Consider the following 7,605-nt stretch of genomic DNA (forward strand, 5'->3'; position numbering starts at 1 on the left):
CGAACACTTCCACGCCGTCGCCGCAGGATGGAGCCTCAGAGATCTGTGCATGCCCTAGTGCTTTCGCAGGGACGACAGCGGAGCCTGCGGACCAAGATCCCGGGTTCGATGCTACGCATCGCCCCGGGATGACACTTCGTGTCACATCGGCGGTGCGATGCCGTCGCGGCCGACATTGACGCGGTTGGCTTCCAGCGTGCCGTCGTCCTTCTTGACCGCGCCGAAGATGATGATCTTGGCGCCGGGCTTCAATTCCGACTTGTCGCCGGAAACGAAGGTCACGACCGGAGTGCCCGGCGGCACCACGACCTTCTTCTCGCCGTCCTTGTATTTCACCGTGATGTTCTGGCCGTCGGTACCCTGCACCGTCTCGGCGACGGTGGCGTTGGTCATCGTCGAATTGGCGCGCAGGTCCCAGGGACGAAAACCTTCGGCGGCGCCGCGCTGGTTTTCCGGGAAGATGTGAACCGCGATCGCCTTCTGGGTCCCGTCAGGCTCGGGCATCGCAGTGACGCCGATATAGGAGCCGGACTTGATCTCGGACAGATCGGTCTTGGCAACGCCGAACACGGCAACGTTATCGGTGGTGCGCACCTTCATGTCGGCGCCGTCGCGCGACTTGATCGAGAGCATTGCGCCGTCGACGGCCTCGATGGTGCCGCGAATCCGTACGGCCGGCGGCTGCTGCGCGGAGGCAGCCGAGGCAAAGGCAACAAGAAGCAATGCAGCGAGTGGCAGCGATTTCGGCATGGTGTTCCTCATGGGTTTGGCTGGCGATTCAGGGAACACCGGGAAGTTGAAGGTATTCCGTGCGGCTACCTCTCCTTCGCGGTAGAGATAGCTCGCACGACAACTACGCACCGAATGAGGATGCCGTTACTGCGATAACGAAACTGTCATTCTGTAGCCCGGATGGAGCGCAGCGCAATCCGGGACAATCGTACCGCGGAGACAGAACCCGGATTTCGCTTCGCTCCATCCGGGCTACCAACGCGTTCACATCGGCGGCGTGAGACCGTCGCGGCCGACGCTGACGCGATCGGTCTCGAACGAGCCGTCGGGCAATTTCTTCATGAAGGCGATGACCTTGGCGCCGGCCTTGAGGTCCGCCTTGTCGCCAGGAACATAGGTCACGACAGGGGTGTCGGGCGTGACCTGCACCTTCTTCTCGCCGTCCTTGTACTTGACCAGCAAAGTATGGCCGTCATTGCTGACGACGGATTCCGCGACGGTGGCGTTGGTCATGCTGCTGTTCGGCTTCAGATCGTAGGGCCGCGAGCCCTCGCCGGTGCCGCGCATATTCTCGGGGAACACATGCACCTCGACCGCCTTCGGCAAGCCGTCAGACCCGGGCACCGTGGTCGTGCCGATGAAGGAACCGACCTTGATGTCAGCCAGGGCGATCTTGGTGAGCCCAAGCACCACCATATTGCCGGCCATATGCAGCTTGACGCCTTCACCACTGCGCGACTTCACCGCCAGCGTATCGCCGTCGACGCTTTCGACGGTTCCACGCACCCGCGTCGGCGTCGGCGGCTGCTGCGCGAGCGCGTAGAGCGTGGAGGCCGTCACCATCGCGAGCGCAATGAACGGACGAACGAGTTGGGAACGGCTGGCAGGCATTAGTGATCTCCGGGAGGGAACGCGGGGGGGACTAACACGAGACCCCGCTCCGGAGACGCTATTCCAGCCCTCAAGTCTTTGTGAGATCGGCTTCCACGATCGCACGCAGCTCCGCCGTGACCTGCGGGCGCTGGCCGAACCAAACCTCGAAACCGCGCACCGCCTGATGCAGCAGCATGCCGAGCCCGTCGGCGGTCTTCAGCCCCCGCGCCGTTGCCGCCGCAAGCAACGGCGTCACCAGCGGCACGTAGACAATGTCGGAAACAACCGCGCCCTCCGGCAACAGCCCGACATCGATCTCCAACGGAGGCTGGCCGTGCATGCCGAGCGACGTGGTGTTGACGAGCAGGCCGGCACGCGGCAGCAGATCGCCGACCGTGTCCCAGGTCGCCGGATGGACGCGCGCGCCGTACAGGTCGGCGAGCGCGCGGGCACGGTCGATGGTGCGGTTGACCAGATGCACGCGGGCGATCCCGCGTTCGATCAGGCCGAATACCACCGCGCGCGACGCGCCGCCAGCGCCGAGCACCAGCGCATCCTCCGTCCTGTCCCAGCCGGGCGCGCAGGCGTCGAGATTGTTGATGAAGCCTTCAACATCGGTGTTGGTCGAGCGCAGCTCGCCATCGGCGAACCACAGCGTGTTGGCGGCGCCGACGGCACGGGCGCGCTCGTCTGGTGCCGACAGCGCCAGCGCCTGCTCCTTGTGTGGACGGGTGACGTTGGCGCCGACGAAGCCGCGCAGCGACAGGCGGAACAGGAAATCCTTGAAATCCTCCGGCGGCACCGCCTCGATCACATAGCCGCCCTCGATGCCGAGCGTGCGCAGCCAGTAATGATGGATCAGCGGCGAGCGGGAATGCGCCGCCGGCCAGCCGATCAGGCACGCGGCGCGGGTTTTGCCTTGAGATGTCATTGTTGAGGATGTCATGGCGGTGACATCGGCCAAGGCAGGCGCGCTGTCAATCCGTCCGCTTCGCGGTTGCGGCAACCAGCGCGCTGAGGATGAAGGCGGTGCCCGCGGCAAACCAGATCGCGGCGAGGTTGATCCAGTGGTAGGCAGCGGCCCCCGCCAGCGCGCCTGCCACCAGCGCCGCCCACAGCAACAAATTGGGCATCCAGGCCCAGCCTGCGCCGCCGGTCAGTGCGGCGGCGATCAGCTGGCCGACCTTGACCAGCGCCCCGGTGACATAGGTGAGGCCGAGCCCGGCCCCGCCTTCAAGCTGGAATACGGCGTTCTCGAGCCCCATCGCCAGCACGATGGCCGCGACGGCGGCGTTCGGCAGGTCATAGCCGTAGGCCAACGCCGCGGCCGCCAGCAGCAGCGCCTCGACGAGCAGGATCAGGGGCTGGCGATGCGCGATGCGGCTAAGCACGACCAGGCTGCCGGCGGCGGCACCCGCCACGAACAGCACGATCAGCGCCAGCGCCTCCAGCGCATGCTGCCAATGCCCCGCGGCCAGCGTCACGCCGAGCCGCGTCGAGTTGCCGCTCATGAAGGAGACGAACAGTCCGCCGAGCTGCAGATAGCCGATGGCATCGACATAACCGGCCAGCGCGCTGAGCGCGCAGGCCAGCGCCAGGTTACGGCGGGATTCCAGCATGATGTCCTTGCGCCCCCATAGGGACGCAAGCTAGCTGTGTCCGGTCATCCTGCCAACGACCACGCCCGCGTGGGGCGTGATCGCAAAGGTCAGCGCTCGACCTTGCACTCGAAGCGATGATCCCGGCCTATGGGGTTGGTGTCGACGCATGCGATGCCTGGAACCGAGTGACCGCGGCGGTCGATCGCGCACCATTGGCCGTCGCGCTTGGCCCACGCCACGCCGCGTTGGCGCGGCATAAAATAGACCGGCTCGTCGAACTGAGGTTCGACCATCACCTGCCCGGCGCTGTCGACCAGCCCCCACTTGCCGTCCCTGAGAAAGGTCACGAGGCCGAAATCGAGGTTGGCGCCAACCCGCTCGGCGCCAATGTCGATCCAGGTCTCTCCGGTTCGTGACAGGATCACCCGCTTGCCCGCGGCTTCCGACATGATCACGTGACTCGTACCCACATCGCACAGAACGCCCGGCCGCGGCGGAATGACCCAGGATTGATCCGAAAGCCGCAGCACGCCGGTCGCACCGGAAAGCGTCACGAAGGCGGTATCGTTTTCGCGACGCAGCGCGGCCGCATCGAATTTCGGCTCGATCAGCCATGATCCACCCCGCCGCATGAAGCCGCGCTTGCCGTCGATCGATGCAACGAAGAGATCGGTGCCAGTTGAAAGGTAGTCGAACTTGGGTTCGAGCACCCAATGTCCATCGGGCCCAAGGCGTCCCCATTTGCCGTCGAGCTTGGCATTCTTGAGGTCCGATCCAGCCCAGACGATCGCGTCAAACAGCACGGGCGTCACTGGGTTCGAGCCAGCATCAACCAAGCGGTATTTGTCCCCGACTTTCAGAACGAATGGCGGGGCGCCGCATGACGCGTCGATGAGCCGGCCGTCCGGCGGCTGCAAAGGGCTGCCGTCGGCCTTGAAGTAGAAACTTTGCTTGTTCTTGTAGGCGGAAAGCCGGCCATCAGGACATTGCTGGACCGCCTGATCGAACTCGGCGTCGAGAACCACGCGGCCGTTGAGGTCCAGAAGCCCCCATCGATCGGCCGTCTTGAAGTGCCAGCCGTACATAGCGCCGGGATGATCGGACCTGAGGCTGGCGGTGGCAAATTGAAGCTGCTGATAATTGGTCTGGAAAATCCATGCGCCTGACTTGTCGATCACGCCGACGATGCCGTCGCGCTCGGCCGACGTGCGATCGAAGCCCGCAATGAACCACCCGGCGTTGTCGAAAACCGGCTCGATGACGAAGTTTCCCCTCCGGTCGATAAAGCCGACCTTGCCGTTGACCGTCACGCGCGCGAGCCCGTTATTCAACGCACTCACCTGCTGGAACTTCGGCTCGACGAGCCAGCTCCCGTCAACACGCATGAGCCCCCAGAGCTTCTCCCTCTGCACCCAGCGGAGCGTTGGGTTGTTATCGAACCCGGGGATCGGCGGTTTGCGCGACTCGATCAATCGGCCCTCGACGTCGATGACATCGGTAAATAGCCGCTCACCGATGCCGACGCTGACGCGCGCTTCGCCGGACGGCGTAAACTCGACTCGACTATTGGAGAAATCCTCCCCGCCGGTCGTTCCGCCCAGTTGCCTGTTTTCCGATACGGCAAATCGATCGGGACCGATCGCCCGGATGAATCCATATTTCGGCTCGATCACCATCTTGCCATCCCGGTCGATCAGGCCGGACTTTCCCTCCACATCGACCTGGGCGAAGCCGTAGTGATAGTCGTCGACGATGCGGTATTGCGGCTTGACGATTTCGTGGCCGTCCTCGCCGATGAAGCCATACAGACCGCCGATGCGAACGGCGGCACGGCTATCCGAGAACGGGCCAACCCAGTCGTATTGGGGAAATACCGCGACCGTGCCGTCGCGGTGGACCGCTCCACACAGGCCGCCGGGAAACGCGCACATTGGCAGAGGGCCAGTCGAGGGAGGGTCGTAGGGTGACGGTCTCTGCGCGATCAGATCCTGCAAGACGGCTTTGCCGGCGGGCGTCAATTCCATCGGCTTGTCTTGCGCGAGCACGCCATGCATCAGCAGCACGCCAGCCAATGCGGCAACTTTCCACCACACGCGCACTACCTTGCCCTCACCGTCCAGACGGCGACTGAGGACGTAGGCGCAATCCGTGGCGAGATAGTGTCGGTCGTCTTACAATGTGTAATTGCACATCGCACTGAACGTCCCGGGCACGCCTTTCGCGCGCCCGGGATGACGTCACTTCATCACGCCGCGTCGCGATGCGCGGCGATGATCTGGTCGGCGGCGCGGCCCGTCACTTCGGCCATGCGGTCGAACTGGCGGGTGAAGGTGCCGGCGCCGGCGGTGGCCGAGCGCAGTTCGACGATGAGGTCGCCGATCTCGGATTCCGGCATCGTGGCGCGGACGCAGTCCCAGCCGCTCCAGCCCTCGCGGGTGTCGAAGCCGAGAATCTGGCCGCGGCGCGCCGACAGGATCGCGTTGATCTTGGCGGTGGCATCGGTCGGACAGACGATCTCGACCATATGGATCGGCTCGAGCAGCACCGGCTGGCACTGCGGCAACCCTTCGCTGACCCCGATCCGCGCCGCGGTACGGAACGCGAGATCGGAGGAATCGACGCTGTGATAGGAGCCGTCGGTCAGCGTGACGTCGACGTCGATCACCGGGAAACCGAGCGGGCCGCGCGCCAGCGCGTCGACGACGCCTTCTTCCACCGCGCCGATATAGTTGCGCGGCACCGCGCCACCGACCACCTTCTCGTGGAATTCGAAGCCGGAGCCGCGCGGCTTCGGCTTGATGTCGAGCACCACATCGCCGAACTGGCCGTGGCCGCCGGACTGCTTCTTGTGCCGGCCGCGCTGGGTGATGGCTTTACGGATGGTCTCCTGGTAGCCGATCGCCGGCGGATGCGATTTGACGTTGACGCCGTAGCGATCCTTGAGCCGCTCCTGCGCGACGCGCAGATGCATCTCTCCCTGCCCCCACAGCACGGTGTCGTGGGTGCGCGGGTTCTGGATCATCGTCAGCGACGGATCCTCCTCGTTCAGCCGCAGCAGCGCCTGGCCGAGCTTGACGTCGTCCTTGCGGTCGGTCGCTGATATCGAGATCGACAGCACCGCCGCGGCCGGCTCGACCTTGGCCAGCGAGGCCGGGGCTGTCTTGCCGCTCGAGACCGTATCGCCGGTCTTGATCGCATCGAGCTTGCCCAGCGCGACGGTATCGCCGGCCTCCGCCGACGGCCGCTTGCTGTCATGCGTGCCCGAGACCGCGAGGATGCCGGAGACGCGTCCGCTGTCGCCGCTTGAGGATTGCAGCGTCGCGCCGTCGTCGAGGTGGCCCATGAGTACGCGCGCCAGCGACAGCTTGCCGCCGTGCTGCAGGTGCACGGTCTTGAACACATAGGCCAGCGCATCCTTCGTGTCCTTGATGCCGAGCCGGCCGGCGGTCTCAGTGACGCCCGGCGCCTCGTGGCGCAGCGCCTTCATCAGGCGAAGCACGCCGTTCTCGCGGCTTGCGGCACCAAGCAGCACCGGACAAATCTGCCCTTCGCGCAATTCGCGGGCGAGATCGTCGAACACGGCATCGCGCGGCGGCTGGATGTCCTCCAGCAATTGCTCCATCAGCGCATCGTCGTGATCGGCGAGCTTTTCCAGCATCGAGAAGCGCGCTTCCTTCTCGCGGTCGAGATTGCCGCCCTCGAGCGCCATCACCTCCGACGGCTTGTGCTCGCGATAGACGAAGGCGCGCTCCAGCGCGAGATCGACGAAGCCTTCGATCAGATCGCCGTTCCAGATCGGAATCTGGCGCAGCACCAGCGGCACGCGCGACGCCGGCTGCAGCGTCGAGAGCGTCTCGCGGACGCGCTTGTTGGCGCGGTCGATCTTGTTCAGGAACAGGAAACGGGGAATCCCGAGCTCCTCGAGCTCGCGCAGGATGATCTGCAGCTGCGGCAGCTTCTTCTCGTCAGCTTCGCAGACCACGACCGCGGCATCGACCGCCGGTAACGCGGCACGCATGTCGTGCGCGAATTCGATCGAGCCGGGGCAATCGATAAAGGTGTAGCTGTCCCCCATAAAGGTGGTGGTGGCGGCGGTCAGGCCTACGCCCATCTTGTGTTGACGCGCCTCGGGGCTGGCATCGCCGACGGAGGTTCCGGCATCGACGCTGCCGGCAGTCTTGATGGCGCCAGTGCGCGCCAGGATCGCTTCCAGAAGTGTGGTTTTACCGCTTTGGAAAGGGCCCACCAGTGCGATGCACCGTGGACCTCGGGGACTTCTGACGTCTTGTCCCATTGCCGCCTCCTCGTGTTGGAGCTCGGCCCATGATTGGGTCGGCGACCGTTCATGCTCTGCCTGCGTTTGACATTTGGCAAGCGGGAAAACGTCGCTGCGGTGCGG

Annotated in this window: 6 protein-coding genes; all 6 read right to left on the reverse strand. The window is 64.9% G+C overall.

Annotated features, from left to right (window positions below; genetic code table 11):
- Positions 1-141: 141 nt before the first annotated feature.
- The 6 genes from QMZ05_RS39640 to QMZ05_RS39665 all read right to left on the reverse strand — a co-directional run bounded on the left by QMZ05_RS39640 (position 142) and on the right by QMZ05_RS39665 (position 7,500).
- Positions 142-750, reverse strand: a complete 609-nt coding sequence (locus tag QMZ05_RS39640) for a hypothetical protein (protein WP_279708939.1) — start codon at positions 748-750, stop codon at positions 142-144.
- Positions 751-996: 246 nt separating this feature from the next.
- Positions 997-1,575 carry a hypothetical protein gene (locus QMZ05_RS39645; protein ID WP_353705698.1) on the reverse strand — a complete coding sequence of 193 codons (579 nt, stop codon included), beginning with the start codon at positions 1,573-1,575 and terminating at the stop codon, positions 997-999.
- Positions 1,576-1,693: 118 nt separating this feature from the next.
- Positions 1,694-2,536: a shikimate dehydrogenase gene (locus QMZ05_RS39650; protein WP_353705695.1), complete on the reverse strand. Its 843-nt coding sequence runs from the start codon at positions 2,534-2,536 to the stop codon at positions 1,694-1,696.
- 46 nt (positions 2,537-2,582) lie between these two features.
- Positions 2,583-3,224 (reverse strand): DUF1275 family protein, encoded by a 642-nt coding sequence (locus tag QMZ05_RS39655; RefSeq protein ID WP_353705696.1) that lies wholly within the window; start codon positions 3,222-3,224, stop codon positions 2,583-2,585.
- A gap of 89 nt (positions 3,225-3,313) precedes the next feature.
- On the reverse strand, positions 3,314-5,269 hold the full coding sequence (locus QMZ05_RS39660; protein ID WP_353705699.1) for a WG repeat-containing protein: 1,956 nt from the start codon (positions 5,267-5,269) through the stop codon (positions 3,314-3,316).
- Positions 5,270-5,451: 182 nt separating this feature from the next.
- Positions 5,452-7,500, reverse strand: a complete 2,049-nt coding sequence (locus QMZ05_RS39665) for an elongation factor G (protein ID WP_353705697.1) — start codon at positions 7,498-7,500, stop codon at positions 5,452-5,454.
- Positions 7,501-7,605: the final 105 nt, after the last annotated feature.

The organism is Bradyrhizobium sp. INPA03-11B, from assembly GCF_040446015.1.
Lineage (GTDB): Bacteria > Pseudomonadota > Alphaproteobacteria > Rhizobiales > Xanthobacteraceae > Bradyrhizobium > Bradyrhizobium macuxiense_A.

Bases quoted from the DNA above. Each gene is read 5' to 3' on its own strand.
- QMZ05_RS39640 (WP_279708939.1), bottom strand. From the start codon at position 750: ATGCCGAAATCGCTGCCACTCGCTGCATTGCTTCTTGTTGCCTTTGCC.
- QMZ05_RS39645 (WP_353705698.1), bottom strand. From the start codon at position 1,575: ATGGTGACGGCCTCCACGCTCTACGCGCTCGCGCAGCAGCCGCCGACG.
- QMZ05_RS39650 (WP_353705695.1), bottom strand. From the start codon at position 2,536: ATGACATCTCAAGGCAAAACCCGCGCCGCGTGCCTGATCGGCTGGCCG.
- QMZ05_RS39655 (WP_353705696.1), bottom strand. From the start codon at position 3,224: ATGCTGGAATCCCGCCGTAACCTGGCGCTGGCCTGCGCGCTCAGCGCG.
- QMZ05_RS39665 (WP_353705697.1), bottom strand. From the start codon at position 7,500: ATGGGACAAGACGTCAGAAGTCCCCGAGGTCCACGGTGCATCGCACTG.